General features: G+C 52.0%; 27 protein-coding genes. 5 read left to right on the plus strand and 22 right to left on the minus strand.

The window, feature by feature from the left end; all coding sequences use genetic code 11:
* Nucleotides 1-23: 23 nt before the first annotated feature.
* From deoB to QMO62_RS08805, 8 genes are all read right to left on the minus strand, one after another.
* Nucleotides 24-1,202: a phosphopentomutase gene (deoB, locus tag QMO62_RS08770; RefSeq protein WP_284640371.1), complete on the minus strand. Its 1,179-nt coding sequence runs from the start codon at nucleotides 1,200-1,202 to the stop codon at nucleotides 24-26.
* Between the two features lie 167 nt (nucleotides 1,203-1,369).
* Nucleotides 1,370-2,266 (minus strand): site-specific tyrosine recombinase XerD, encoded by an 897-nt coding sequence (gene xerD, locus QMO62_RS08775; protein WP_284640373.1) that lies wholly within the window; start codon nucleotides 2,264-2,266, stop codon nucleotides 1,370-1,372.
* A 139-nt stretch (nucleotides 2,267-2,405) separates the two neighbouring features.
* On the minus strand, nucleotides 2,406-2,645 hold the full coding sequence (locus QMO62_RS08780; RefSeq protein ID WP_284640374.1) for a DUF4227 family protein: 240 nt from the start codon (nucleotides 2,643-2,645) through the stop codon (nucleotides 2,406-2,408).
* A gap of 56 nt (nucleotides 2,646-2,701) precedes the next feature.
* A complete protein-coding gene (gene ald / locus QMO62_RS08785) occupies nucleotides 2,702-3,826 on the minus strand; it encodes an alanine dehydrogenase (protein WP_284640376.1) in 1,125 nt (374 codons plus the stop codon).
* Between the two features lie 126 nt (nucleotides 3,827-3,952).
* The gene (gene fur / locus QMO62_RS08790; RefSeq protein ID WP_284640378.1) at nucleotides 3,953-4,402 is read right to left on the minus strand and encodes a ferric iron uptake transcriptional regulator; all 450 of its coding nucleotides are present in this window, start codon (nucleotides 4,400-4,402) and stop codon (nucleotides 3,953-3,955) included.
* 139 nt (nucleotides 4,403-4,541) lie between these two features.
* Nucleotides 4,542-5,186, minus strand: a complete 645-nt coding sequence (gene spoIIM, locus QMO62_RS08795; protein ID WP_284640380.1) for a stage II sporulation protein M — start codon at nucleotides 5,184-5,186, stop codon at nucleotides 4,542-4,544.
* Nucleotides 5,187-5,300: 114 nt separating this feature from the next.
* Nucleotides 5,301-6,476: an endonuclease Q family protein gene (locus QMO62_RS08800; RefSeq protein ID WP_284640382.1), complete on the minus strand. Its 1,176-nt coding sequence runs from the start codon at nucleotides 6,474-6,476 to the stop codon at nucleotides 5,301-5,303.
* Complete coding sequence (locus tag QMO62_RS08805) at nucleotides 6,476-7,036, minus strand: NUDIX domain-containing protein (RefSeq protein ID WP_284640383.1); 561 nt, start codon at nucleotides 7,034-7,036, stop codon at nucleotides 6,476-6,478. The genes QMO62_RS08800 and QMO62_RS08805 overlap by 1 nt, the downstream gene beginning before the upstream one ends.
* Nucleotides 7,037-7,167: 131 nt before the next feature.
* Between QMO62_RS08805 and mciZ the strand changes: the two genes are divergently transcribed.
* Nucleotides 7,168-7,473: a Z-ring formation inhibitor MciZ gene (gene mciZ / locus QMO62_RS08810; RefSeq protein ID WP_284640385.1), complete on the plus strand. Its 306-nt coding sequence runs from the start codon at nucleotides 7,168-7,170 to the stop codon at nucleotides 7,471-7,473.
* Between the two features lie 73 nt (nucleotides 7,474-7,546).
* On the opposite strand, the gene QMO62_RS08815 is transcribed toward mciZ, so the two are convergent.
* Nucleotides 7,547-8,680, minus strand: coding sequence for a M20/M25/M40 family metallo-hydrolase (locus tag QMO62_RS08815; RefSeq protein ID WP_284640387.1), 1,134 nt, complete (start codon nucleotides 8,678-8,680; stop codon nucleotides 7,547-7,549).
* 68 nt (nucleotides 8,681-8,748) lie between these two features.
* Between QMO62_RS08815 and prli42 the strand changes: the two genes are divergently transcribed.
* Nucleotides 8,749-8,847: a stressosome-associated protein Prli42 gene (prli42, locus tag QMO62_RS08820; RefSeq protein WP_284640388.1), complete on the plus strand. Its 99-nt coding sequence runs from the start codon at nucleotides 8,749-8,751 to the stop codon at nucleotides 8,845-8,847.
* A gap of 7 nt (nucleotides 8,848-8,854) precedes the next feature.
* On the opposite strand, the gene QMO62_RS08825 is transcribed toward prli42, so the two are convergent.
* The 4 genes from QMO62_RS08825 to lpdA form a co-directional block, all read right to left on the minus strand.
* Entirely contained in the window at nucleotides 8,855-10,195 is a 1,341-nt protein-coding gene (locus tag QMO62_RS08825; protein WP_284640390.1) for a dihydrolipoamide acetyltransferase family protein, read from the minus strand.
* A gap of 35 nt (nucleotides 10,196-10,230) precedes the next feature.
* Complete coding sequence (locus tag QMO62_RS08830) at nucleotides 10,231-11,211, minus strand: alpha-ketoacid dehydrogenase subunit beta (protein ID WP_284640392.1); 981 nt, start codon at nucleotides 11,209-11,211, stop codon at nucleotides 10,231-10,233.
* A 2-nt stretch (nucleotides 11,212-11,213) separates the two neighbouring features.
* Nucleotides 11,214-12,224: a thiamine pyrophosphate-dependent dehydrogenase E1 component subunit alpha gene (locus tag QMO62_RS08835; RefSeq protein WP_284640393.1), complete on the minus strand. Its 1,011-nt coding sequence runs from the start codon at nucleotides 12,222-12,224 to the stop codon at nucleotides 11,214-11,216.
* 123 nt (nucleotides 12,225-12,347) lie between these two features.
* On the minus strand, nucleotides 12,348-13,769 hold the full coding sequence (gene lpdA / locus QMO62_RS08840; protein WP_284640395.1) for a dihydrolipoyl dehydrogenase: 1,422 nt from the start codon (nucleotides 13,767-13,769) through the stop codon (nucleotides 12,348-12,350).
* A 155-nt stretch (nucleotides 13,770-13,924) separates the two neighbouring features.
* Here lpdA and QMO62_RS08845 point away from each other — a divergent pair, with 155 nt between their 5' ends.
* Nucleotides 13,925-14,182 (plus strand): DUF2627 domain-containing protein, encoded by a 258-nt coding sequence (locus QMO62_RS08845; RefSeq protein WP_284640397.1) that lies wholly within the window; start codon nucleotides 13,925-13,927, stop codon nucleotides 14,180-14,182.
* A gap of 44 nt (nucleotides 14,183-14,226) precedes the next feature.
* On the opposite strand, the gene QMO62_RS08850 is transcribed toward QMO62_RS08845, so the two are convergent.
* Nucleotides 14,227-14,583, minus strand: coding sequence for a carboxymuconolactone decarboxylase family protein (locus tag QMO62_RS08850; protein WP_284640399.1), 357 nt, complete (start codon nucleotides 14,581-14,583; stop codon nucleotides 14,227-14,229).
* A gap of 168 nt (nucleotides 14,584-14,751) precedes the next feature.
* Between QMO62_RS08850 and QMO62_RS08855 the strand changes: the two genes are divergently transcribed.
* Nucleotides 14,752-15,066 (plus strand): hypothetical protein, encoded by a 315-nt coding sequence (locus QMO62_RS08855; RefSeq protein WP_284640400.1) that lies wholly within the window; start codon nucleotides 14,752-14,754, stop codon nucleotides 15,064-15,066.
* Nucleotides 15,067-15,173: 107 nt separating this feature from the next.
* Nucleotides 15,174-15,359, plus strand: a complete 186-nt coding sequence (locus QMO62_RS08860; RefSeq protein WP_284640402.1) for a DUF2524 domain-containing protein — start codon at nucleotides 15,174-15,176, stop codon at nucleotides 15,357-15,359.
* Between the two features lie 57 nt (nucleotides 15,360-15,416).
* Here the strand turns inward: QMO62_RS08860 and QMO62_RS08865 are convergent, their stop codons facing one another.
* The 8 genes from QMO62_RS08865 to dxs form a co-directional block, all read right to left on the minus strand.
* Complete coding sequence (locus QMO62_RS08865; protein ID WP_284640404.1) at nucleotides 15,417-15,884, minus strand: C40 family peptidase; 468 nt, start codon at nucleotides 15,882-15,884, stop codon at nucleotides 15,417-15,419.
* 389 nt (nucleotides 15,885-16,273) lie between these two features.
* Nucleotides 16,274-17,080 carry a sporulation transcription factor Spo0A gene (gene spo0A / locus QMO62_RS08870; protein WP_284640406.1) on the minus strand — a complete coding sequence of 269 codons (807 nt, stop codon included), beginning with the start codon at nucleotides 17,078-17,080 and terminating at the stop codon, nucleotides 16,274-16,276.
* Between the two features lie 210 nt (nucleotides 17,081-17,290).
* Complete coding sequence (gene spoIVB, locus QMO62_RS08875; RefSeq protein WP_284644900.1) at nucleotides 17,291-18,622, minus strand: SpoIVB peptidase; 1,332 nt, start codon at nucleotides 18,620-18,622, stop codon at nucleotides 17,291-17,293.
* A 153-nt stretch (nucleotides 18,623-18,775) separates the two neighbouring features.
* Complete coding sequence (recN, locus tag QMO62_RS08880; protein WP_284640408.1) at nucleotides 18,776-20,473, minus strand: DNA repair protein RecN; 1,698 nt, start codon at nucleotides 20,471-20,473, stop codon at nucleotides 18,776-18,778.
* Nucleotides 20,474-20,521: 48 nt separating this feature from the next.
* Nucleotides 20,522-20,971: a transcriptional regulator AhrC/ArgR gene (gene ahrC / locus QMO62_RS08885; protein WP_284640410.1), complete on the minus strand. Its 450-nt coding sequence runs from the start codon at nucleotides 20,969-20,971 to the stop codon at nucleotides 20,522-20,524.
* Nucleotides 20,972-21,002: 31 nt separating this feature from the next.
* Nucleotides 21,003-21,470, minus strand: coding sequence for a hypothetical protein (locus QMO62_RS08890; protein ID WP_284640413.1), 468 nt, complete (start codon nucleotides 21,468-21,470; stop codon nucleotides 21,003-21,005).
* Nucleotides 21,471-21,534: 64 nt separating this feature from the next.
* A complete protein-coding gene (locus tag QMO62_RS08895; protein WP_284640414.1) occupies nucleotides 21,535-22,374 on the minus strand; it encodes a TlyA family RNA methyltransferase in 840 nt (279 codons plus the stop codon).
* Nucleotides 22,375-22,426: 52 nt separating this feature from the next.
* A complete protein-coding gene (gene dxs, locus QMO62_RS08900) occupies nucleotides 22,427-24,313 on the minus strand; it encodes a 1-deoxy-D-xylulose-5-phosphate synthase (protein WP_284640416.1) in 1,887 nt (628 codons plus the stop codon).
* Nucleotides 24,314-24,337: the final 24 nt, after the last annotated feature.

The following is a 24,337-nucleotide window of genomic DNA, read 5'->3' on the forward strand; positions in this document are numbered from 1 at the left end:
CAAGCACCCCTCCTCTTTCCAACCTATGATTTCAACTCCGCCAAAAAGCTGACACCGTTCCCGGTACCGGCAACGCCGAAGTTCTCCGCCACGGTCGCTCCTACATCGGCGAACGTCGAACGAATACCGAGGGAGCCGTTCGCCTGCAGCTTCGGACTATAGACGAGCAGGGGCACATATTCCCGAGTATGATCCGTCCCCGGATGCACCGGGTCATTGCCGTGGTCGGCCGTTAGGATAAGCAAGTCGTCCTCGCCGATCTGTTCCATGATCGCTGGGAGCCATTCATCGAATTCCATTAGAGCCTTCGCGTACCCCTCCGGATCCCGCCGATGTCCGTATAAGGAATCAAAGTCCACGAGATTTGTGAACAGCAATCCTTCAAAGCTGCCCTTCAGCTGCTCGATCGTCTTATGAATTCCGTCCAGATTGCTTTTGGTCGGCCATGCTGCCGTGACGCCTTCTCCATCGAAAATATCATTGATTTTCCCGACGGCGATTACGTCCTTGCCGGCTTCCTTCAGCTGATTCATGACGGTAGGCGCCGGAGGCTTCACCGCATAATCGTGACGATTCGGCGTTCTCTTGAAGGCGCCCGGCTGCCCGATATAAGGCCTTGCGATGACACGGCCAACGACATAAGGCTCCACTAGCGTTAAGCGGCGCGCGATTTCACAAGCACGATAAAGCTCCTCCAGCGGGATAACTTCCTCATGGGCGGCGAGCTGGAACACACTGTCCGCTGAGGTATAGACGATCCACGCACCGGTCTTCATTTGCTCTTCACCGAGCTCATCCAGAATCTCCGTACCCGAGGCCGGCTTATTGCCGATGACCTTCCTGCCTGTCTCCTGCTCAAACCGGGAAATCAGCTCAGCCGGAAACCCTTCGGGAAATACGTTGAAAGGGACGGTGACTTTGAGGCCCATAATTTCCCAATGCCCTGTCATCGTATCCTTCCCGACCGATACCTCAGCCATCTTGCCGTAGTAAGCAGAAGGACTCTCTACCGCTTCCACCCGCTGCAGAGCCGCAATGTTACCGAGGCCCAACCTTTGCAGATTAGGGAGTGACAACGTCGAAATGGTTTCGGCGATATGACCCAACGTATGAGAGCCGGCATCGCCGAACCGCTCCGCATCCGGCAGCTCTCCGATGCCTACACTATCCAGTACAATGACACCTATGCGTTTAAATTTCATGCGGCACCTCCCTAAAGATCTATACAAACCGATTCATGTAATAGCATTGCTTCCAACCCTGCTCCCTCGTATTCGACGGAAGCTTATCTTATTATCGCAAAACGCCTCCGCGTTTGCAAAAACGCCCAAACAAAAAACCGCACAGCCGGTCGCTGAACGGTTTCGGGTCACATTTTGGCACGGGGATGGGTACGGTCATACACTTCCTTCATCTTGGAGCGCGTCACATGGGTATAAATCTGGGTCGTCGAAATGTCCGCATGGCCCAGCATCTCCTGAACAGCCCTTAAATCCGCTCCGTTTTCCAGCAAGTGAGTCGCGAAAGAATGCCGCAGCGTGTGCGGGGTAATTTCCTTCATAATATTCGCTTCCATGGCATAACGCTTAATGATCTTCCAGAAGCCCTGGCGCGTAATTCGCGTACCCAAGTGGTTAATGAACAAGGCTTCCTCCGTCTTGGACTGCTTCAGCAGCTTCGGGCGCATGGTTTCGATATAGGCGGTCAAAAAGTGGCTTGCCATCCGGCCGATCGGTACGATCCGTTCTTTCGAGCCTTTGCCGATGCACCGGATGAAGCCCATGCCCAGATTCACACTCTGCAAATCGAGCGAGATCAGCTCCGACACCCGAATGCCCGTCGCGTAAAGCAGTTCGAGCATCGCCTTATCCCGCATTCCGTTCGGCGAGGTCGTTTGGGGTGCCTCCAGCAGCGTCTCGACCTCCTGCACCGTCAGCACCTTCGGCAGTCGCTTCTCCAGCTTCGGCGTCTCCATGTGCAGCGACGGATCGTGGTCCAGCATTCGCTCCCGAACGAGAAACTGATAGAAGGCGCGAATCGAAACCATGCTTCTTGATAATGTAGCCGAGGCACGACCAAGCTGCTTCAGCTTCATCAGATAGTTGGAAATATGAACCTTGGTCGATTCCTTAAGGGAAGTGATACCCGCCTTCTCCAGAAAATTCAAATATTGTGTAATATCCCGTTCATAAGAGAAGAGTGTGTTCTGCGCCAGTCCCCGTTCGACGGATAAGTAGTGTATAAAGGTTTGTAATTCGTTCTTCATGCTTGGCTGTTCCCCTTTACGTATGCAGCACCGTGCTCGCCATCGTCCGTGCTTCGACCTGATCACAGCGAGTCAATGTTAACTATTTACTACAATTCAACACGAACACGCATTTTCCTGCTAGGACAAGCAAGCTTCTTCATTCCCCGATCCAATAAAATAATTTCAACCGCTCTCGCATACTTGTGCTTTGCTGAAAAGAGATGTGATCCTCCGGATGAAATACCTTGACGGCCCGCCCGAGCGGCTCCCGGTATTTCTGCGTCGGCTCGATCCAATTCGTCACGAGCACCAGGATGTGATATATCACGAAGGTAAACGCAGCAAACACAATGGCGAAGCGCAATCGATTCATCCATTTGCGTAAATGAAAGATCATAGCCTGTACCCTCCTGTTCCTAAGAGTAGACTATGATCCGATCGGGACAAATATGATTAGCTGATGGGAAGTAAAGAGTCTAGTCCCGTGTAAGGCATTCCCACGGCTTCCGCCACCGCGGGATACGTAACGTGCCCTTGATACGTATTGACGCCAAGACGCAAGGAAGGATTGCTGTAAAGCGCCCGTGTTACGCCTTTATTAGCCAGCTCCTGCGCGTAGGAGATCGTCACATTCGTCAAGGCGAGCGTGGACGTCCTCGGCACGGCGCCGGGCATATTCGCTACGGCATAGTGGATCACACCGAACTTGACGTAAGTCGGCTCACTGTGAGTCGTTACCTTGTCGACCGTGGCGATCGAGCCCCCCTGGTCCACGGCAACGTCAACGATGACGGCTCCCGGCTTCATCGTCTTCACCATTTCCTCGGTGACCAGCTTCGGCGCCTTAGCCCCGGGAATCAGTACGGCGCCGATCAGGAGGTCCGCCTTTTGTACCGCTTGGGCAATGTTGTAGGGATTGGACATCAAGGTATGAACCCGTCCGTAGAAGACATCATCCAAATAACGGATGCGCTCCGCATTCCGTTCGATCACGACCACGTTGGCTCCGAGCCCGAATGCCATCTTCGCCGCATTCGTACCTACGATGCCCCCTCCGAGGATAATGACATCCGCAGGCGGTACGCCGGGTACGCCTCCCAGAAGAATTCCCCTCCCTCCGTAAAACTTCTCGAGAAATTGGGCGCCGACCTGCACCGACATACGCCCGGCCACCTCGCTCATCGGTGTTAGCAGCGGGAGGCTTCCGTTCGGCATTTGAATCGTCTCGTAGGCGATTCCGGTCACCCTGCTCTTGACTAGTGCTTCCGTCAGCTTGGGCTCCGCCGCAAGATGAAGGTACGTAAACAACGTTAGACCTTCCCGGAAATATCCGTATTCCGCAGGCAGCGGCTCCTTTACCTTCATGATCATATCCGCCTGTCCCCATACCTCCGAGGCTTCCTGCAGAATGGTCGCCCCTTCACGTGCATAGTCCCCGTCCGAAAAGCCGCTGCCCGCTCCCGCTCCCGCCTCGATCACTACGGTGTGGCCATCCGCTGTCAGCATGGCCGTTCCCCCCGGGGTCAAGGCTACCCGGTTTTCGTTGTTCTTGATTTCCTTCGGCACTCCGATAATCATAATGGCAGTTTCCTCCTTAGGCTTATATCCGTTGTTTCATTTTTGCCAACTTTCCCCGAATCTATTTCCGAATAGCAAAAAAACCTTCTGGCTTATGGAGCAAGTCCCAAGTCGAAGGTTTCCGGTTTAAGCTTTATGTTTATCGCTGCAGCGATGGCAGATGCCCTGGAAGTCTAACCGGTGATCCAGCACCTTAAATCCGAATTCACGTTCCAGGCGTTCCTCCAGCGGACCGAGCCAGTCTTCCATAATCTCATCCACTGCGCCGCATTGTACACAAATTAAATGATGATGGTGGTGATGATTGCTGTCATTGCGAAGGTCGTAGCGCGCTACGCCGTCGCCGAAATTCATCTTCTCCAGCACATGCAGCTCACTTAGCAATTCGAGCGTTCGATATACGGTGGCAAGTCCGATCTCAGGTGCCTTATCCTTCACCAGCATAAAGACATCCTCTGCGCTGAGGTGATCTTCCTCGTTCTCGAGGAGAACCCGGACGGTAGCCTCCCGCTGTGGCGTCAGCTTATAGCCTTGCGATTGCAGCTGCTGTTTAATCTTTTCAATGCGAGATTCCATGCCCCTCTCCCTCCGGGTGCTTACGTTACTATCGAGCAGGCGGCACGAATGGCACTAACAACTCGTGAGTGCCAGCATACCTTGCTTACATTATAGGTGGAGGGGGACGGGAAAGTCAATCAGTTTTCCTAAGCGAACATCAGCCTGCCAGGCTCATCAGCATCGGCGTTACCCATTTCATCATCAACGGCGACACCTTCGCTTCGAAATAAGCAACCCCGCAAAGCAGCACCCCGGAAGCAAGAATGGTCCCCGAGAATCGCATAAAGGGCTCATAGACCTTCCCTTGGCGTGCAATGAATCTGCTTTTGACCATATAGATGGAGAAAGCAATGGCCGTCACACTGCAAATGAGCAGCGCCGGGATAATGATCAGGTTCGGAGGCACGACGGATACAAGCGCAAACAACAGGCCTGTCCAGGATAACTGTCCCACCAGATAGGATACCGTGAACCCGACGAGCACTCCTTTCAAGAAATCCAAAATCAGAATCAACGGAAGCCCGATCACCGACATGCCCAGAACCCAGATGATGAGAATCCATTTGATATGCATGGCGAAGGTATCCTGGAACGATGCTCTAACATCCGTCCCGATGCTACCCTGCTCCACATTTGTAAAAAAATTGCTTAAATATCTCATAATTTCTTGTTTTTGCTCAAGAGACAGGGCATGAACCATCACGGCACCGAACACGACGCCTGTTACGAAGATCACACCGACAAATAAATAGAACGACATATGCTCCTTCCAGTAGCGCTGCAGCGCTCCATTACGCATCATGCTGCCAAGCCCCCCTTGTCCGATTACTACACCATATGAGAGGCTGTCCCGTTGTATGACGAAAAAAAAGCCTCACCCCCGGCAAATAGCACCGTGGTAAGGCTTAGGATCGGATTAAGCTTTCACCTTGCCGTAGCGGCCGCCGCCGCCGGTTTCCAGCTGAAGCGTGCCTTCCCTGGCCGACAAGATATAGCGGGCTATGGATTCGCCTGCCGCCTCCTCCAAGGCTTCATAAGAGGCGCTGTGCAGCAGGTTCATTTCCGTGCCGAAGCGGCTCAGCAGCTTCTCGAACGTCTTCTTGCCAAGGCCGGGAATGTATTCCAGCGGCACTTGATAATGATATGGCGGACGGTAATCCGGCACGAAAGGCTCATTCCGGTCGGCGATGCTGAGAATTCGATCCATCACGCCCCGTACGATTTTCGTGCTGCCGCAGTACAGACACCGCTCCACGGCCGTCTCCGATTCATCGAGAATGGAGCCGCAGCCGTCGCAGTATGTCCGATGATATTTGCCTAGACGCGGATTCAGCCCATAATTGGCCATCACGCCCCGGCCTTCTTCTCTGGCCAAAGCTTTGCGCAGCTCGGTGAAGGTCGGTGCCGCCAATTGGAGTAGATTGTACTCCCGTCCGATCTTAGGAAGCGAATGGGCGTCGGAGTTCGTTAGAAACGTGTACCGATCGAGCTCGCTTACATAACCGGCCATTTCCGAATCGGCGCTTAGGCCAAGCTCCACTGCCGCGATCCGGTCCAGGTCCAAAAGATGCTCCATTCGGGTCGAGCAGCTCCCATAAACGCTTTTGTGCGGAGTGAAAATATGCGCCGGAATCATGATGCCGCCCCGGTCGATGACTTCCTGCTGAAGCTCTCTTGCAGGGACATAAATTCTCTGTGAGCTGAGCTGAACATTTTTCATATGCTTGCGCAGCCAATCGGTGAAGGACTGCATATCGGCAAGGGAAGGAAAATACGCGTTCAAATGCGCTGTTCCCATTCCCGGGTCCCGAACTTCGATCTCGCAGCCTAGAATGATCGTCGACTGATGGTAGCGGATTCCTCCGCCCTCCAGCTCCTCCATTTCTCCCTTGTCGAGATAATGGAGCATTTCCTCCTGTACACCCGGCGAATGGCAGTCGATGATTCCTACGATATCCATCCCTTTCCGGTCCGCCGCTTCTCTAGCGATGTTATAGAAGGTGAGATTGCTCGCTGCGCTGATTTTTACCGCCAGTCCTGTCTCGGTGCGTCCAATGTGTATGTGCAGGTCTGCGTAATATCGGTTCATCATCAGATCGTTCCCGTCAGCTTATACAGCTGCCATGCATATACCGCCATGATCGTCTTGGCATCGCTGATGCGCTGCTCCCGGATATATTGCTGTGCTTGCTCAAGTGTGATCATCTCGCACTCCAAGAACTCATCCTCATCCGGATTCACCTGTCCCGCCTGCAGATCCTCGGCAAGGTAGAGGTGGAGAATCTCGTCAGCGAAGCCGGGGGACGTATAGAACGAGCTGACATGGCGGATGGAGCCTGCGCGGTAGCCGGTTTCCTCCTCCAGCTCCCGCTTGGCGGCTTCGATCGGCTCCTCTCCCGCATCGAGCTTGCCGGCCGGAATTTCAACCTGGCTTTTTTCCAGCGGCTTGCGATACTGCTCTACCACGATCATGCGATCCTCTACTAGAGCGATCACAGCCACGGCTCCGGGATGCTTCACGATTTCTCTTGTAGCTGTGCCTCCGTTCGGAAGCTGTACGGTATCTACCTGAAGGGATATGATTTTCCCCTGAAATATGGGCTCGGTGCTGATCGTTACTTCTTCAAACTTCTTTGGGATCAAGGAAGACATCTATGATTTCCCCTCTCTATGAAACCATCTATTTTCGTTCACCAAATGATTATAGCATAATCCGTCTCGCTGCCGCATAAAGTGTAACAAATCCAATCTAGCAATCTATCAAATACCGGAGGATGATATCGATGAAATCATATACAGCCGCAAATCAAGTTCGTTTGGTAGGAAAAGCATGGGAGATTCGGCGCTATTTACAGCTGGCGCTGCAGCGTCTGGAGGGAGACATGCTGCTGACCGATTTTCTACATGAGCAAATCGGCTATCAGCAGGGAAATGGCCGGCCTCCGAGCGGTGCTAAGGCTATCCCTGCTTTAAGACCGCTTCCTGTTTTCGATAAGGGGAATGTGCTCAAATTCCCGGTTCGAGGCTCCCGTCCCGCCTTGCCTGCCAAGCAATCTGCCGGCCGCGTACTCCCTTTCCAACGCAAGTAGCTCTTTCCACGCAAACAAAACGCCGGCCCCCGCATCAACGCGAGAGACCGGCGTTCTATGTTATTTTGATGGATTAGCCTTGTGCAACCTGCTGCACGATCGAAAGGACCACCTCGGTCGATTTCACCATATCGCTTATTTTGATACGCTCCTGCGTCGTGTGAATATCGATGTATCCAATCGCCAGGTTGACGGTCGGGATGCCGAAGCCATTGAACATATTCGCGTCGCTGCCGCCTCCGGAATGGAAGGTGCGAGGTGTGCAGCCCGCCTTCTCCAAGGCTTGCATGGCAAGCTTAACGACAGGGGCCGTTTCATCGTACATATAAGCCGGGTAAATGACCTCGCTCTTAAACTCCACTTTCGCTCCGGCGTCTGCAGCCGTCTGCTCGCACGCCTGCTTCATGGCTTCCACCTGCGCGTACATCTTCTCGTTCACGATGGATCGGGCTTCGGCCTCCAGCGTAACTCGATCGACTACGATGTTCGTAGCGCCCTCGACGCCACCAGCGAAGCGGCCGATATTCGCCGTCGTTTCATTGTCCACACGGCCGAGAGGCATCTTGGATACGGCTCGACTAGCGACGGTAATGGCACTGATGCCCGCCTCGGGATTCACTCCCGCGTGGGCCGAGCGGCCCCAGAAGGTAATATGGATCTTCGCTTGGGTCGGTGCCGCTACGGCAATGTCACCGATGTCTCCGTTCGAGTCAAGCGCGTAGCCGAAATCGGCGTCCATCCACTTCGGGTCCATCGCTCTGGAGCCCTTAAGCCCGGCTTCTTCTCCCGCTGTGATTACGAACTGAATTTGTCCGTGCGGCAGGTTGTTTTCCTTCAGCACGCGGATCGCTTCCAGCATGGCGGCGATGCCCGCTTTATCATCCGCACCCAGGATGGTGGTACCGTCACTGCGGATATAACCGTCGTCTCCGATCTGGGGCTTTATACCGGCGCCTGGCGTAACGGTATCCATGTGTGAGGTAAAAAACAGCTTCGGTGCGGAAACCCCCTCCGTCGCAGGCAGCGTGAAGAACAGATTGTTCGAGCCGTGACCCGTTCTCTCCGACGAATCATCCTCTTGCACGGTAAGCCCTAAGGAGGTAAACTTTTCTTTCAGGATACGGCTGATTTCCTGCTCCTTCGTCGTCTCGCTGTCGATTTGCACCAATTCCACAAATTCCGCTACCAATCGATTTTGCTGAATCATGTCTTTCCTCCAATGCAACTGTAGGTTAAAATATCATATAGTATTCCCATGAAGAGGAGTTGAAATTGATGCGTCGCAACAAACTGATATTCAAGGTTGTCATTTATGTCATGATTGCTTCTATGCTATTATCCACTCTGGCCTTTACCCTGAACTTATTTTTGTAAGCTCACTCTAGTATAGCTTCGTCTCCTGATTGTATGCCTCAAGATTCTCCTTCACCCGCTGCAGGAACCGGCCGCAGATGACGCCGTCCAGGATCCGGTGATCAAGGGACAAGCATAGGTTGACCATGGATCGCACCGCGATCATGTCTTGAATCACAACCGGGCGTTTCACGATCGATTCGAACGTGAAATTGACCGCCTGCGGATAATTAATAATCGGATACGAGAGGATCGAGCCGAACGAGCCCGTGTTGTTCACCGTGAACGTTCCACCTTGCATATCCTCCAGCGTCAGCTTGCCGGCACGGCCTCTTCGGGTTAAATCGTCGATTTCCCGGGCCAACCCGGCAATGTTTTTTTGGTCGGCCTTTTTGATAACCGGCGTAACGACCGAATCCTCCGTACCGACAACGAGCGATATGTTGATATCGCGTTTGACGATAATTTTATCGACGGCCCAGACGGAGTTAATGATCGGATAGTCCTTAATCGCATTAACGACCGCTTTAATGACGAAGGCGAGATAGGTCAGGTTGATGCCTTCCTTTCGCAAAAACTCGTCCTTCAGCTTGTTTCGCAGCATGACGAGATTCGTTACATCGACTTCGATCATGGTCCATGCATGCGGAATCTCGGATACGCTCTGGCGCATGCGAGTGGCGATCAAATTGCGGATCGGCGATACGTCCATCAAATACTCGCTGCGGCCCTCGAGAGGCTGCCCCGTCTTCTCCACATTCGGCACCGCCGGAGTTTGCGACATATGCAGTCCAGAGGAGCGGACCGGCACAGGCGGCGTATTCGGAATAAACACACCTGCGTCCGCCGCGGCTTCCGCGGCCGCTGTGTTCACAGTCTCTACGGAGACGCCGGCTGGCTGCTTCGCCGGTCCGGAGGCAACGTAGGCCTCTACGTCCTTCCGGGTAATTCTGCCCTCAAAGCCGGTTCCCTGAACTTGATCAAGCGAGATCCCATGCTCCGAAGCCAGCCGCAGCACGGCCGGCGAATAACGCCCGCGCATGCTCCCGCTGTTGCCTACCGCCTCTACCGCACCTGACGCAGGCGAAATCGCTGCTGCAACCGCGTTGGAGGCTCCCGCCGCTTGCGGCTCCGCAATAAGGCAGATGGGAGCGCCGACCGCCGCCGTATCCCCATCCTTCACTAATAGCTCGACTAATGTTCCTTCAATCGGCGAAGGCATCTCTACGGTTACCTTGTCCGTTATCAATTCACATAACACATCGTATTGTTCAATATAATCGCCAGGCTGCTTCAACCATTTGCCGATGGTTGCCGACACGAGGCTTTCCGCCAGGTGCGGTACGTTTACCGCAGTCCCTTTACTCATTACCTTCCCCTCCAAGCTAGGCGAAGCCGAAGCTCTTAGAATTGAGCCAGCTTCCGAATGGCATCCTTGATCTTATCCGAGTTTAACAGGAAAAACTTCTCCATCGGCGGATTCATGCCTACGGCAGGAACATCCGGTCCGCACAGACGCGTAACCGGCGCATCCAGCTCAAAGAAAAGCTCTTCGGAAATAATCGCCGACACCTCGCCGCCGACACCACCGGTTTTGTTATCCTCATGGACGATCAACACTTTGCCGGTCTTGGCAACGGCCTCCAGAATCGCTTCCTTATCCAGCGGCTGTAATGTACGCAGGTCAAGCACGTGCGTGCTGATGCCTTCCTTCGCAAGCTCATCCGCCGCTTTCAGAGCATACTGTACCGTGATGCCATAGGAAATGACGGTGACGTCCGTCCCTTCCCTCTTCACCGCGGCTTTCCCGATCGGTACAATGTAATCCTCATCCGGCACTTCTCCCGTAATCCCCAGGTAACACTTCTTATGCTCAAAATACAGAACCGGGTCGGCATCGCGCACAGCTGCCTTCAACAGACCTTTGGCATCGTAGGGATCCGACGGAGCCACGATTTTCAAGCCCGGAATTCCGAAGAATACCCCCTCAGGACATTGAGAGTGATAAAGCGCTCCGCCGCCGGTCGCTCCATAGGGAGCCCGGACGACCACCGGACAGCTCCAATCGTTGTTGGAGCGGTAGCGGATCAGTGCCGCTTCGCTAATAATCTGATTCGTCGCCGGAAAAATAAAATCGGCATACTGCATCTCCGCGATCGGCTTCATGCCGTACATCGCCGCTCCGATGGCAACACCCGCAATGGCGGATTCGGCAAGCGGGGTATCCATGACGCGCTCTTCGCCGAACTGATCCCTCAGTCCTTTTGTAGCATTCATGACACCGCCTTTGCCGACATCCTCTCCAAGCACGAAGACGTTCTCATCGCGCTCCATTTCTTCCTGCATGGCCGTCCGAATCGCTTCCAAATACGTGATAACCGCCACTGCTACCGCCCCCCTTCCTCGGCATAAACGTGCTTCAATGTATCTTCAGGCTTCGGAAACGGCGCCTGCTCCGCGTAGTTCGTTGCTTCGGTCAACTCCTGCTTAATCGCCGCAACCAGCTGCGCGTCCTGCTCCTCATCCCAAATGCCGCAATCCAACAAATACTGCCGGTATCGGGGCAAGCCGTCCTTCAAGCGATTTTCCTCTACTTCTTCCTTGGTGCGGTACAGCATATCGTTGTCCGAGGTCGAATGGGGCGAGATACGGTACATTACGGCTTCGATCAGCGTAGGTCCTTCCCCGCGAAGAGCTCGCTCTCTCGCTTCCTTCACTACCCGGTACACCTCAAGCGGGTCACGTCCGTCCACCTTCACGCCGGGAAAGCCGTAGCCTGCTGCGCGTTCTGCGATGCTTCCGGCCATCTGCTTATGTAAAGGCACCGAAATCGCATATTGATTGTTTTCGCACATGAAAATGACAGGAAGCCTGTTCACCCCGGCGAAATTACAGCCCTCGTGAAAATCTCCCTGATTGCTGGACCCGTCGCCGAACGTCGCGAAGGAAACGAAGCTCTTGCGCTTCAGCTTCGCGGCAAGGGCAAAGCCCACTGCATGAGGCACCTGCGTTGTGACCGGACTGGAGCCCGTTACGATATTCAGCTTCTTATGGCTGAAATGTCCGGGCATTTGCCGGCCTCCGCTGCTTGGGTCCTCTGCCTTCGCGAAGACTGAAAGCATCAGTTCCTTCAAGGACATCCCTGCGGATAAGACGAAGGCATAATCGCGGTAATAGGGAAGAAAATAATCCGTCCCCCGCTCTAAGGCAAACGCAGCCCCGACTTGCGCCGTTTCCTGTCCGATCCCGGAGACGTGGAAGGCAATTTTTCCCGAGCGCTGCAGAACGAAGCCCCTTTCGTCGAACATTCGGGCCTTCAGCATATATGTATACATCTCGATGGCTTGATGGTCGGTAAGCCCAAGCTGTCGATGCTTTGTTAATTGACCGATGGACATGGGGCGAACGCCTCCTTTTTTAATACCTGGTGCTAATACTAAGATACAATTATTATATTATAAACGGAATAGATTATGAAAACAATTTTAAAAGATACAGCCCAAGCTTCTTAAACGTTAGTTTTATAAATTGATGGCTTGTCCGTCCACTGCCAGCATCGCTTCACCAAGAATCTCCGACAGCGTCGGATGAGCATGAATCGTGCGGCCTACCTCCCAAGGCGTTGCATTCAGCAGCTGAGCCAAAGCAGCCTCCGAAATATAATCCGTCACATGCGCCCCTATCATATGCACGCCGAGAATATCATTCGTTTTCCGATCCGCAACGACCTTCACGAAGCCGTCACTGTCTCCCAGTATCATAGCTTTCGCAAGTGCCTTGAACTGAACCTTGCTCGTCTTGATCTCAAACCCCTTGTCGAGCGCCTCCTGCTCGGTATAGCCGATACTTGCAATCTCCGGTCTCGTATAAATGCAGCGCGGAATCTGATGGGCGCCGTAAGAATGCGGCTGCCGCCCCGCCAAGTGCTCAACCGCTGTAATCCCTTCATGAGCTGCAGCATGAGCGAGCTGCAAGCCTCCGATGCAATCGCCTATCGCGTAAATGTGATTCTCAGCGGTCTGCATGTGCTCATTGACCCGAATATAGCCGTTCTCTACGCGTACATCGGTATTATCAAGTGCAATGGAGTCGATATTGGCTTCACGTCCGACGGACAACAGCACCTTCTCTACACTGAGCTCCTGCAAGCCCTGTTTTGTCTCCACTGACAAGACTGCCCCTTCGGAGCTTGTAACCAAAGTTTCCGCCAGCACCTTCGCATTCGTGAGCACACGGACGCCGCGTTTTTTCAATAAGCGCTCGAGCTCTCGAGAAATGTCCGCGTCTTCCGTCGGCACCAGCCTTGAAGAGTATTCCGCGACCGTGACCTCTACGCCAAAATCATTCAGCATCGATGCCCACTCTACTCCGATCACGCCTCCGCCGACAATGAGAATGGACTTCGGCAGCTCTTCAAGCTGCAGTGCTTCGTCGCTGGTCAGCACAACGGTGCCGTCCGCCTCCAGACCCGGCAGCTTTCTTGGGCGGGAGCCTGTGGCAATAATCAGATGCTGCGGCACAAGGTTTAATATCTCCTCATCCGGCAGCTCAACGGAAACAGTTCCGCTTCTGGGCGAAAAAATAGACGGCCCAATCAGCCGACCCTTCCCGTGGTAAACATCGATTTTGTTTTTCCTCATCAAATATTGAACGCCGCTGTGGAGCTGTTCCACAATCGCAGCTTTGCGCTTTTGCACTTTGCCGAAATCCAGCTTGGCCGATTCAACCGAAATGCCGAAGGCTTCGCTTTCCTTCATGGCCGCGAACATTTCCGCACTCCGCAGCAACGTTTTGCTGGGGATACACCCGCGATGCAGGCAGGTGCCGCCGAGCTTGTCCTGTTCAACGATCGCTACGGTTTTCCCGAGCTGTGCCGCGCGAATCGCGGCCGTGTACCCGCCGGTGCCTCCGCCTAAGACGATGACATCATAAGCCTGTGACATACAGTCATTCCTCCTAAGGACTATGATTCTTTCTATTTTAACCTGATTTCACCGGAGAAATATAGTCTATTTCTTGTCGAATTGCGAAAATCACATGAAAACTTCTTGATTTTATGATAACGTAGGGGAAGAATGTCAAGTAAAGAGGGATGATTATGCAAGCCGTTTTTTACCGTTTTATTGCCATTATGATGCTCGTCGTTCCGGGCATTACGGCTACCTATGGCTTCTTAGCCATGAAGGACGCCTGGTTCGCGCAGTTTGATACGGGCTCCGTGCTTTGGGGCAAATTTCTGCTCGGCTTCGTCCTGTTCGGCTTAGGTGTCGCTTTCATCGGAGGCTGGACGTTCTTTCGGGACCGTAAGCGCAATTATGTAGCGCCCCGCTTTCGGGCCAAACGCAAAAAGGAGTAGCTTGGCTGTGCCGCAAGCAACTCCTTTTTTTTATGCCCGCCTGCCTACTGTTTAATGGTAGCAAGCCCGTCCAGCGCCTGCTGCACCCGAGTTACGCCTTGAGACAAGGTATGCCCTGAGCCCACTGCCGCGGCAACGGCCGTAGCTTCGGTGATCTCTTGCGCCGTTGCACCCTTGGACAATGCTTCTTGAACATGATAGTACGTGCATACTTCGTTATTGGCGAATAAGCTGATCCCCAGCGCGATCAAATGCTTTTGCTTCTCCTCGAGCGCGCCGCCGGCAAAACAAGCACCTGTAAAATCATGGTATGTGTTCACCATGGCCGGCATAAGTTCTTTCATGTGGCCTACGCCGATCTTGTAGGAATCAACCTTTTGATGCATCGCTGCTTGATTCATTTGATAAGACCTCCTTACCTTCTCCCATTACCGTTCCCTTACGACAAAGAGCGTATACAGCAAACAACAAATTTTACAAAATAACACGTAAGCGGTTACAAATTTCTACAATAACCTAGTTTGTCCTATGTTATAATCAAGCTTATCCTAGCGCAAGGAGTAGATTCAATGCAAAAAACATGTCAAAAAATTGTTCGTGTTCAGGATGGACGGATTACGGAAATTTTTGACGGGTTGGTGGCGCGAAGCTTCTCTGACAATGACAAAGCATTGAAGGATTTGCTGTTGGACGATATCGGACTCGATTTTCAAGGCATTCTGGAAACATACGAGAGGTTATTGCTTGAGTTGGCGCAAACTCATCAAGACAACCTAGAGATGCTTAAGGAGTACTTGCCTGAGGGATGGCTGGAATGGGCGGAGGAAACGTATGCAGCGGGGCAGGAGGAGGACAAGCGGCATGAGGTATCCGTGTTGAAGTAACCACTCTATCCTGTTATTGCAATACCGCCTTTGGGATACAATCGACGGATGAACCCATACTAAGGATGTAATTTTAACTTCAGCTGAGTATGGGGGTATGTACTTGTATGATCAACAACCTGGAAAGCAACTATGACTGCTCTAATGCCGGTCAAGATCTGGAACAGCTTCAGCATGAGCTGGCTACCATGCAAGCTACAAGCGTGAATCCTGATAAGGAAACGAAGGATCTGATGAACCGTCTGGAAAATCAAATTCACTTTATTAAAAACAAATGCGATATTCGTCCTTAGCTTCGAATGGATCGCCGCGACTCTCACTTTGGAGGACGCGGCTTTCTTTTATTCGGATTATAAAACGCGCTTTGCTTTCACGTAACGCTTGTCCCAATAACTGTTAAAGTCGCTGTAACGGACACCGCCGGCGCCATACGTATGAAGCAGACGATCATTCCCCGCATAAATCGCTACATGCGTAATTCGATTGGAGGAAGACCCCGCGCTTTTGAAAAATATCAAATCCCCTTTTTTCAAGTTGCGCTTGGCGACCCAATATCCTTTCTGAGCTTGCTCGCGGGAGGAACGGGGCAAATAGACGCCGTTCCTGGCGTAAACGGTCTTCACGAAGCTGGAGCAATCAAACGTACGCGTTTGCCCGTAATCGGCTCCGAATTGGTAAGGTGTACCTAGATAGCGCTTTCCGGTAGAGATAATATCATTAGCTTCCGATACAGAATAAGCAGATACCTCCTGAGGAGTCACAGCTGCAGAGAAAAAGGCGGCGGATACCAGAACACTTAAAGCTAGCTTTTTGATCAAGGGTATTCATCCTTTCTGTTGGAATGTGTAACGATGGTAGCACACATCCGCAAAAGGCAAAACCCCACAGCATTTACCAGATTCGTATGCAATCCGTGTTGCCAACATAGCGAACACCTTGAGAACAAAGGATTGAGCGTTATTCCCAGCAGTCCCGGACAAGCGCATTATTCCCCATAATTTACCTCTATTGTCCTGTAACTTTCCACCAGCAGCACCATGTTGCACCATGATTATCTCCATTATGTACCTAAACCTGAAGAGCTGGGAACGTGCAAACGCATGCATTTGGAAATTGAAAAACCGATCGTTGACCCGATAAAAAATGACCCAACAAACCATATAGGTTCATTGGGTCATTACTTACTCGCTCACTCCTCCTTACCCTTTCACGACACCTTATGCTCAATCCGCAGCTTATCGGCGACCATGGCGATGAATTCGGAATTCGTCGGCTTCGCCTTGCTGATGTTGATGGTGTACCCGAACAGGTGGGAGATGCTGTCGATGTTGCCGCGCGTCCATGCGACTTCAATCGCGTGGCGAATGGCACGCTCGACGCGGCTCGGCGTGGTTTTGTACTTTTCGGCAATCGCCGGGTACAGTGTCTTCGTGATTGCGCCTAGAATTTCAATATTGTTGTACACCATCGTGATTGCTTCGCGCAAGTATTGATAGCCTTTGATGTGTGCAGGCACGCCGATCTCATGGATGATGGTGGTGATATTGGCGTCCAAATTTTTTCCTTTCGGCAGCTGAACGACATTTGTCCTCATCGATGAGGAGCTGGTCATCATCGGCATGGAGGATTGGTTAGGAGCCACCAGCTGACGAATGCGATTTGTCAAAATTTCCATATCGAACGGCTTAAGAATGTAGTACGATGCGCCGAGCTGTACTGCCTTCTGGGTAATGTTCTCCTGACCAAAAGCAGTCAGCATGATGATCTTAGGCTGAGGGTTCAAGTCCATTTCACGGAGCTTCTCAAGCACGCCCAATCCATCTAGATGTGGCATGATAATATCTAAAATTAATACATCAGGAATCCGCTGGCCCTGTTCAATCAAACGGAGCACATCATTTCCGTTATAAGCAACGCCGGTCACCCGCATATCTTCCTGATCATCAATAAATTCGGATAAGAGGTTTGTAAATTCACGATTATCATCAGCTAACAGAACTTCAATAGTTTGCAACGGTAAGCTCTCCCTTCAAAGTCGACAATTACTTAGCATGTTTTTCCTATAGTATACTTTCGACATGTCTAATACAATTCCTTCTGTCGATAATTATTTTTCTAGATTTTTTTTCAATTATTCGATATAATGAATAATTTACTTCATCTTTATACATTTTTCGACAAAAGCCCCTTTCATCCCCTAAAAAAAGCAAAGAACCAAAGGCATTTAGCTCGCCTTTAGTTCTGATCCTTGAGATGGCCTCAGCATGATACCGGCATCCTGCAGCATCCATTCGATGAAACAGCCATAGCCGCTTGTAGGGTCATTCACGAATACATGAGTTACCGCGCCGATCACTTTACCGTTTTGAATAATCGGGCTGCCGCTCATGCCCTGAACGATTCCTCCCGTTTTATCAAGCAGTCGAGGGTCCGTAATTTTAATGACCATCCCTTTGGTCGCGGGGAAATCCTGCTTCGCTACGTGAACAACCTCGATATCGAACTTCTCGACCTTTTGTCCGCCTAGCACCGTGTAGATTTGAGCGGGACCTTCCTTCACCTCTTCAGCAAAGGCTACCGGCAATGCTTGATTCGTTAAGCTGTGATCAGGGGCCCCGTACATTTTGCCGAATATACCGAACTGCGTGTTCTTCTCAATATTCCCAAGCACTTTGCTTTCCTTAGAGAATTGGGCCCGCTTCTCCCCAGGCTCTCCGTTCTGACTCTTGGAAATGGACGTCACATTGGAGTGCACGATTTCCCCACCGCCGACAACAATAGGGGTTTGGGTATCCATATCGGTTATTACGTGCCCTAGAGCGCCGTAAACGCCCTGATCCGGGGCATAAAAGGTCAGCGTGCCGACTCCGGCTGCCGAGTCACGAATATATAGTCCTAGACGGTAAGCTTTGTCCACAACATCATATGCAGGCTGCAACGGAATATCGATGGTTTGCCCATTGCGTTGAACTGTCAACTCGAGCGGCTTCTTCGCTTCGCCGGCCGCCTTCACCAAATCCGCCACCTTACTGACATCGGTAATAGCTTTCCCATTCATCTTTACAATCAAATCGCCAAGCTGGATTTTTGCTTCCTCTCCCGGAGAAATTTTTTTATCCTCCGCAACTGAAACCAAGTGATGACCCACGACAAGCACACCTGCCGACTTCAGCTTCACGCCGATCGTTTGACCGCCGGGAATAACCTTCAGATCGGGAACCACGTTTACCTTGACGGTTTTCAACGGAATTTTGCCGAACAGCTTCAGCTTCATTTCCGCTTGCCCTGCTTTGTAAGACTCCACCGAAATCGGATGATGTAAATCCACTTGGAATGAGTGCTTAGCCGTGCCGTTGACCTTCAGGATCTCCGGGTGGTTCAGCGTGACCTGTGCACTAACGGGCATGTCCAGTTGCAAATTGGTTTGCTGGCCTGTGAAAAGGCGAATTTCCTCGGGGAATGAGGCAAAACTACGGAAAGGCGAGGATAGGCTACCCAAACAAACGAAGAGGACGAGCATTAATCCAATCAATCTTTTTCTCTGGTTGGAACTCAATTCGCTCACGCTCCCTTGCTTCCTTTGTTTAGCGGCACCTGGGCTGCTGATGTGTGCGCCCGGCCTGGCTGCTTTGGCAGTACCGCCGTTTGTGTACCTTTAAGGTAACCCCTCGCCTTTTGTTTTATAACTTTAAAATGATGCCACGAGATATTATGCCAACTGCCGTTTCTTTTCGTCGGCCAGGTTCAGCATTTCTTTCGCGTGCTCCATGGTTTTGCCAGTTACCTCCACGCCGCCGAGCATCCGGGCCAGCTCACTGATTCGTCCCTGCAGCGGCAGATCGTCGATTCGGGTAAAGGTCCGGTCTCCATCGGTCATTTTATTAATGTAATAATGCGCGTCGGCCATACAGGCCACTTGAGGAAGATGGGTAATGGAGAACACCTGGCATTCCCTCGAAAGCACCGACAGCTTTTCGGCAATCGCTTGCGCCGCGCGTCCGCTGACCCCCGTATCGACTTCGTCAAAGACCAGTACAGGAATTTGATCGACACGGGCAAAAATGGACTTCAACGCTAGCATAACCCTGGAAATCTCACCGCCTGAGGCAATCCTGCTTAACGATCTCAGCGGTTCCCCAGGGTTCGCCGAGATAAGGAATTCGACTTGATCTGCACCGTCGCGAGTGAACCGCTCCTGGAGCGGTGCAATTTGAACCTTGAACTGCGTGCGCTCCATCTGGAGATCGCGCAGCTCGTTAACGATCTCGTCGGCTAGCTGCAAGGCCACAAGCCCTCTGGCATTCGTCAGCTCGGCGGCAGTAACCTGAAGCCGCTCCCTCGCTTCCTTCTCCTGCTTCTGCAGCTGCTGAAGCTTCTCGTCCTTATTCTCGATTTTGTCGAGCTCCTGCGTAATCTTTTGCAAATAGGCAAGGATGTCGGTGACCGTATCCCCATATTTTCTTCGCAAGGAAGACAATGTATCCAGACGTCGCTCGATATAATCCAACCGTGACGGATTGAACTCGATATTATCGCGATAATCGCGCACCTGATAAGCGGCATCCTCCAGTTGGTAGAATGCTCCTTGCGCCTGCTCCACCAGCGGCTGGAGCGTATGATCCAATGCTGCGATATCCTGCAGCTTCTGTACCGCTCGGCTTATCGCGTCAAGTCCGACCCCTTTGCCCCCGTACAAAAGCTCATAAGCATCCGCAGCGTTCTGATACAGCTTCTCGGCATTGGAGAGCTTCTTCCGCTCTTCCAATAGTGCTTCATCTTCCCCCGGCTTCAGCTTTGCCGTGATGATTTCCTCCATCTGGAAGCGATATAAATCCATCATTTGCAGCGATTGCTGGCTCGTTTCCTGTAAATCCTTAAGCTCCTTGCGAATTTGCATATACTCGTCATATATCAATTGATAGGCTTGCTTTTTCGGGCGAATCTGCGATTCCCCGAAGGCATCCAGCCAACGTATGTGTTCTTCCACCTTAAATAAGGATTGATGCTCATGCTGACCGTGAATGTTGACTAAATATTCGCCGACTTCCTTCAGCATGGATAAATTCACGAGCTGCCCGTTGATACGGCTCGTGCTTTTTCCTTGCGCCGTTATTTCTCTGCGAATGATAAGATGCTCCTCCGGGGCCGCTTCTATACCCATTCTGCGCAAAACTTCCCTGACCGGGTGTTTGTCGTCCAATTGAAACAGCGCTTCGATTGTAGCCTTGTCGTTACCGTAACGAACCAAATCCGAGGAACTGCGCCCCCCTGCAATCAGGCTTAAGGCATCGATAATGATCGACTTCCCTGCACCCGTCTCCCCCGTCAGGACATGAAAGCCTTGCTTGCAATGCAAATGGACCTCTTCGATTACCGCCAAATTCCGTATGGTCATCTCCAGCAGCATGTTTGATTACACCTCTTAATGAAATCACTCAGCATACTCTTATGAAGACTAGCTAAGCATCCCCAAAATTTGATTCACGACGTGCGTGCTATGTTCCTTGTTGCGGCAGATGATCAAAATCGTATCGTCACCGCAAATCGTTCCCATGATCTCATTCCATTCCAGGCTGTCTATCAATGCGCCGATGACATTAGCGGTTCCAGGCAAGCTTTTGAGAACGACCAGATTCTCTGTATAATCAATGTGCATAAAGTGGTCGTTCAGCGCCCGCTTCAGCCGCTGTGTCGGATTATAGCGCTGATCAGCCGGCATTGAATACTTGTAGCGTCCGTCTTCAAGAGGGACCTTCACGAGATGCATCTCTTTAATATCGCGTGAAATGGTTGCCTGCGTTACATGAAGCCCCGCTGCGCGAAGCTGCTCCACCAGCTCATCCTGCGTTTCGATTTCGTTATTCGTAATGATTTCACGTATCTTAATATGTCGTTGACCTTTCATGCAAAGCCTCCTGCCCTTTACGGGCTTATGATTATAAATCCGTTAGCTCCGTGCGGAACTCGAAAACATCGATTTGCCTTGCGGCCAGCTGTACATAAATGACTCCGTTCATCTTCGGGACAATATACTGATATATGAGCAGGTGCTCTCGTACGGAGCTGCCGGTCATCTCCATCGGCTTTCGCTCCTTGGCTAGCTTTACCACATAATATTGCTCGTCCTTCTCTACAATATAATCCAAAAACAACCGGCTTTGAAGCACTTCGACTCCATTGACCTGAATATCAATAGGAATTCGCTTCTTCCCGCAGACGGTTCGGTACCCATGCTCCTCAAGCAATATCGTCGTTTCATCCTCGGGAACTTCCTCTTCCTGGATCAGACCGATCGGTCCTCCTGCCTCAACCGTTTCCTGCATCTTCTTTTTGATGTACAAAATTAGCCAAGCCATAAGCGCCGCAATGAGCAGAAAAATGACGACACCGTCTCCATTCTGCATGGAATCACCTCGGATTAGTATTCGCTGACATCACCGGATTCTCCTCTTAAAAACGCCAAAAAACTCATCCGAGGGATGAGTTTTGCAGGTTTTGCGCTTCGCTGACCACTTGCTGTATGAGTCGTTCCTGTTCCTCAGGACCGATTGCCTGCTCCGTATTCGGGTTTACAGAGAAATAAGCCAGAAACTCTACGTTTCCTTCTCCGCCTTTGATCGGCGAGAACGTAAGTCCCTTCAAGGTAAAGCCGGCAGCCGCGGCGAAGGCCAGCGTCGATTCTAACACTTCTCTATGGGTGGAAGGGTCGCGAACCACGCCGGACTTGCCTACCTTCTCGCGCCCGGCCTCAAACTGCGGTTTAATCAGCGCCACGACTTCTCCTTCCGCTGTAAGCAGTGCTTTCAGCGGGGGAAGAATGAGCTTTAACGAAATAAACGATACGTCAATGGACGCAAACGTAGGGGAAGGTCCCTTAAGATCCTCCGGCGTCATGTAGCGGAAGTTAGTCCGCTCCATGACATGGACTCGGGCGTCATTACGGATCGACCAGTCCAGCTGGTTGTAACCGACGTCAATGGCATATACGTAGGAAGCCCCGTTCTGAAGCGCGCAATCCGTAAAGCCTCCAGTTGATGCGCCTATATCCAGCATAGTAACGCCCTGAAGATCAATTTGGAATTGCTCCAATGCCTTCGCAAGCTTGAGTCCGCCGCGGCTGACGTAGGGGTGAAGCGCCCCCTTCACGATAATGCGGGCGGTTCGGGCGATTTTGGTTCCAGCCTTGTCGATCCGTTCGTCATCCACCAGCACCAGACCTGCCATAATAGCAGCCTTCGCCTTTTCTCTTGTATCAAATAATCCCTGTTCCACCAACAGGACATCAAGCCGTTCCTTATCTGCTGCCATGAATGGAATTGCTCCTACCAGTTATTATGCTGCGGAAATGCCAGTTAGTCGGCTAAGCTCTTTGACGTTTGCGGGGTACTAACGACTGAAGCTCCGCGACGACTCTCTCGGACGTTAGCCCGACCTCTTGCCGCTGCTCCTTCACCGAGCCGTGCTCGACGAAATAATCCGGAATGCCGATGACCTTCACACGCATACCGTATAGGTTCTGGTTGGAATAATACTCGAGCACCGCGCTGCCAAAGCCGCCTTGCTGAGCGCCTTCCTCCAGCGTAATGATCGGCAGATCCTCCTTCGCCAGCTGAAGCAGCATCGCTTCATCCATCGGTTTGATGAACCGTGCGTTAATGACGCGGACCTGCTGGCCTTCCTTGCTCATCAGCTCCGCCGCTTCCAGAGCGACCGGAAGCATCGGTCCCATCGCGAGAATGGCAGCCGCATCACCCTGACGCAGCACCTCCCAGGATCCGATCGGCAGCGGAGTCATCGGTTCGTCCATGGACACTCCTAAGCCATTAATACGCGGATATCTTATCGCAATCGGTCCGTCGTTGTAGTCAACGGCCGTCCTCATCATGTGACGAAGCTCATTCTCGTCCTTAGGCATCATTAGCACCATGTTCGGAATGCTGCGAAGATACGCGATGTCATAGACGCCCTGATGCGTCTCCCCGTCCGGACCAACGAAGCCGGCGCGGTCAATGGCAAAAATTACATTCAGGTTAGCGCGGCATATATCGTGTACTACCTGGTCGTAGGCACGCTGCAGGAAGGTCGAATAGACAGCGAATACCGGCTTCATTCCTTCGCTGGCCAGCGCTGCGGAGAATGTAGCCGCATGCTGCTCCGCGATCCCGACATCGAACATGCGATCGGGGAATTGCTCCGCAAACTTCAGCAGCCCCGAGCCGCCGGGCATCGCCGGTGTAATGGCCGTAATCCGAGGATCCTTCTTAGCCAGTTCTATCAGCGTATTACCGAACACCTCGGTATACATCGGAGGTCCTGCCGTCTTCAGCACTTGGCCCGATTCGATCTTGTATGGACTAATCCCGTGCCAAGTATGCGAATCCTCCTCAGCCGGCGAATAGCCCTTTCCTTTTGTTGTAACGACATGAACCAATACAGGTCCTGTAATGCTGTCCGCCCGACGTAGCGTCTCAAGCATTAACGGAAGATTATGTCCGTCAATCGGTCCTAAGTACGTATATCCGAGCTCCTCGAAAAGGACGCCGGAAACGAGCAGATATTTAAGGCTGTCCTTCAGCTTTTCTACCGTCTTGGCCAACGTTCCGCCGATGGCGGGAATTTTCTTGATCAGGTGCTCTACTTCTTCTTTCGCCTTGACGTAATGCTTATCGGAACGGATTTTTCCTAAATAATTATGCAGAGCCCCTACATTGGGAGCAATAGACATCTCGTTGTCATTCAGGATAACCATCAGGTTGCGCTTCTCGTGTCCGATATGATTAAGTGCCTCCAAGGCCATACCGCCTGTAAGAGCACCGTCACCGATAATCGCCACTACCCTGTTATTGTCACCCTTCAGATCACGGGCCGTAGCCATCCCCATCGCAGCCGATAAGGAGGTGCTGCTGTGTCCCGCCTCCCACACGTCATGCTTGCTCTCGGAGCGCTTTACGAAGCCGCATAGTCCCTTGTATTTGCGAAGCGTATCGAAACGGTCTTTCCGTCCGGTAAGAATCTTATGTACGTAGGATTGATGACCCACGTCAAAAATAAATTTGTCCTGCGGACTGTTAAATAAATAATGCAGGGCGATCGTTAATTCGACTACACCCAGGTTAGGAGCGAGATGTCCGCCGGTGACCGAAAGCTTCTCCACCAAGAACTGTCTGATTTCTGCAGCCAGTTGCTCCAGCTGATCGGGGGAGAAGCGCTTCAGGTCTTCAGGTTGATGTATCAGATCAAGCAGCACTCACGTTTCCTCGCTTTCCATAGG

The sequence above is a fragment of the Paenibacillus silviterrae genome (assembly GCF_030167925.1).
GTDB classification, from domain to species: domain Bacteria; phylum Bacillota; class Bacilli; order Paenibacillales; family NBRC-103111; genus Paenibacillus_G; species Paenibacillus_G silviterrae.

Coding starts and splice junctions, on each gene's coding strand:
- deoB (WP_284640371.1), bottom strand. CDS start 1,202: ATGAAATTTAAACGCATAGGTGTCATTGTACTGGATAGTGTAGGCATC.
- xerD (WP_284640373.1), bottom strand. CDS start 2,266: ATGAAGAACGAATTACAAACCTTTATACACTACTTATCCGTCGAACGG.
- QMO62_RS08780 (WP_284640374.1), bottom strand. CDS start 2,645: ATGATCTTTCATTTACGCAAATGGATGAATCGATTGCGCTTCGCCATT.
- ald (WP_284640376.1), bottom strand. CDS start 3,826: ATGATTATCGGAGTGCCGAAGGAAATCAAGAACAACGAAAACCGGGTA.
- fur (WP_284640378.1), bottom strand. CDS start 4,402: ATGGAATCTCGCATTGAAAAGATTAAACAGCAGCTGCAATCGCAAGGC.
- spoIIM (WP_284640380.1), bottom strand. CDS start 5,186: ATGATGCGTAATGGAGCGCTGCAGCGCTACTGGAAGGAGCATATGTCG.
- QMO62_RS08800 (WP_284640382.1), bottom strand. CDS start 6,476: ATGATGAACCGATATTACGCAGACCTGCACATACACATTGGACGCACC.
- QMO62_RS08805 (WP_284640383.1), bottom strand. CDS start 7,036: ATGTCTTCCTTGATCCCAAAGAAGTTTGAAGAAGTAACGATCAGCACC.
- mciZ (WP_284640385.1), top strand. CDS start 7,168: ATGAAATCATATACAGCCGCAAATCAAGTTCGTTTGGTAGGAAAAGCA.
- QMO62_RS08815 (WP_284640387.1), bottom strand. CDS start 8,680: ATGATTCAGCAAAATCGATTGGTAGCGGAATTTGTGGAATTGGTGCAA.
- prli42 (WP_284640388.1), top strand. CDS start 8,749: ATGCGTCGCAACAAACTGATATTCAAGGTTGTCATTTATGTCATGATT.
- QMO62_RS08825 (WP_284640390.1), bottom strand. CDS start 10,195: ATGAGTAAAGGGACTGCGGTAAACGTACCGCACCTGGCGGAAAGCCTC.
- QMO62_RS08835 (WP_284640393.1), bottom strand. CDS start 12,224: ATGTCCATCGGTCAATTAACAAAGCATCGACAGCTTGGGCTTACCGAC.
- lpdA (WP_284640395.1), bottom strand. CDS start 13,769: ATGTCACAGGCTTATGATGTCATCGTCTTAGGCGGAGGCACCGGCGGG.
- QMO62_RS08845 (WP_284640397.1), top strand. CDS start 13,925: ATGCAAGCCGTTTTTTACCGTTTTATTGCCATTATGATGCTCGTCGTT.
- QMO62_RS08850 (WP_284640399.1), bottom strand. CDS start 14,583: ATGAATCAAGCAGCGATGCATCAAAAGGTTGATTCCTACAAGATCGGC.
- QMO62_RS08855 (WP_284640400.1), top strand. CDS start 14,752: ATGCAAAAAACATGTCAAAAAATTGTTCGTGTTCAGGATGGACGGATT.
- QMO62_RS08860 (WP_284640402.1), top strand. CDS start 15,174: ATGATCAACAACCTGGAAAGCAACTATGACTGCTCTAATGCCGGTCAA.
- recN (WP_284640408.1), bottom strand. CDS start 20,473: ATGCTGCTGGAGATGACCATACGGAATTTGGCGGTAATCGAAGAGGTC.
- ahrC (WP_284640410.1), bottom strand. CDS start 20,971: ATGAAAGGTCAACGACATATTAAGATACGTGAAATCATTACGAATAAC.
- QMO62_RS08890 (WP_284640413.1), bottom strand. CDS start 21,470: ATGCAGAATGGAGACGGTGTCGTCATTTTTCTGCTCATTGCGGCGCTT.
- QMO62_RS08895 (WP_284640414.1), bottom strand. CDS start 22,374: ATGGCAGCAGATAAGGAACGGCTTGATGTCCTGTTGGTGGAACAGGGA.